This window comes from Mesorhizobium captivum (genome assembly GCF_033977165.1).
Lineage (GTDB): Bacteria > Pseudomonadota > Alphaproteobacteria > Rhizobiales > Rhizobiaceae > Mesorhizobium > Mesorhizobium captivum.
Window position 1 is genome coordinate 1 of sequence record NZ_JAVIJB010000110.1, and the last position, 1,588, is coordinate 1,588.

The 1,588-nt window shown below is 57.2% G+C and carries 1 protein-coding gene; it reads left to right on the plus strand.

The features are described 5' to 3' along the window. Positions 1 to 23 precede the first annotated feature (23 nt). Positions 24 to 1,325, plus strand: a complete 1,302-nt coding sequence (locus RFM40_RS33490; RefSeq protein ID WP_320279052.1) for a tyrosine-type recombinase/integrase — start codon at positions 24 to 26, stop codon at positions 1,323 to 1,325. The last annotated feature ends 263 nt before the right edge of the window (positions 1,326 to 1,588 follow it).

Sequence of the window (1,588 nt, forward strand, 5' to 3'; positions counted from 1 at the left end):
ACGTTGAACATCACCAGCCTGCCATGACCGCCCTCTCTCGGCGAATTTGCAGAACTCTCAGAACACTTCCCGCCCGGCCCGCCTCCAAGCTCCAGAAACTGTCCGATGGCGGCGGGCTGCAGCTATGGATTCAGCCGTCGGGAACCAGGCTATGGCGCCTAGCCTATCGATTTGACGGAAAGCAGAAGCTGCTGTCTCTCGGCAGCTACCCGGTCCTCTCTCTCGCCGATGCCCGCGAAGCACGCGATGAAGCCAAACGTCTCCTTAAGGCTGGTGCCGACCCAGCTCGGGAGCGAAAGTTCCATAAGGCCACTTCGCAAAAAGACACCTTCCGTTCAATCGCGGACGAATATGTTGACAAGCTGAAGAAGGAGGGACGTGCCGACCGGACGATTAGCAAGGTCAAATGGCTGCTCGACTTTGCCTATCCGACAATCGGCGACAAGTGCATTCGGGAGATCGATCCGGCCACCGTCCTTACTGCCCTTCGTCGCGTGGAAGTTCGTGGTCGATATGAGTCATCCAGGCGACTGCGCTCCACCATCGGCACCGTGTTTCGATATGCAATCGCGACCGCACGCGCCGAGGCTGATCCGACGATCGCGTTAAGGGGCGCACTCATCAGTCCAACGGTCACGTCGCGTGCGGCGATTACCGATCCTAAGGCCTTGGGCGGCTTGCTGAGGGCGGTCGATGCGTTTGACGGACAGCCTACAACCCGAGCTGCCCTGAAGCTCATGGCATTGATGTTTCCCCGCCCGGGTGAGCTGCGCTTGGCAGAATGGGAAGAGTTCGATTTCGAAAGCTCGATGTGGATCATTCCTGAAGCACGCATGAAAATGCGCCGGCCGCACCGCGTACCCCTTTCAAGGCAGGCCATAAGCGTCCTGCGTTCGCTTAAAGAAATCTCTGGTGGTGGATCGCTGCTCTTTCCTGGTGTTCGATCGGTTTCGCGTCCGATTTCCGACAACACGCTTAACGCCGCCCTTCGCCGCATGGGCTACGGCAAGGAGGAAGCTACCGCGCATGGTTTTCGAGCAACAGCATCAACTTTGTTAAACGAATGCGGAAAATGGCATCCGGATGCCATAGAGCGGCAGCTGGCCCACATTGAGAACAACGACGTTCGTCGAGCCTACGCCCGGGCTGAGCACTGGGAAGAGCGCGTCAAGATGATGCAATGGTGGGCCGAGAGCAACAGCGGACGGGTGATCTCAATCGGAGGACGTGGCAAGCCAGCTGCACCACGAGGGCCTACTTTGAACACAGCTTCGAGAGTTCACCCAACGGCGAGACGAATATCCAACGCCCGAAAAACCCACTGATCGAACACTGCCAAAACAGAACGGCGAAATGGGGAACCCGCAGGATGCAGTGACTGTCGATTTCATTGCGTTTTTCGTATGGCCGAATCCAGGACGCTTCCCATATCGCCCCGTATGCTTCCCCGAGCAACCGCTGACTTACCTACCGAAGCCTCGATCGCCCCAGTCTCAAGCGTCGGTCTTAGGTTCAAATCCTGGACCCGCAACCCCTTTTGTCATAACATCGTCAAACCTTTGATTTTGCTCGGGATTAGCGAATTTGA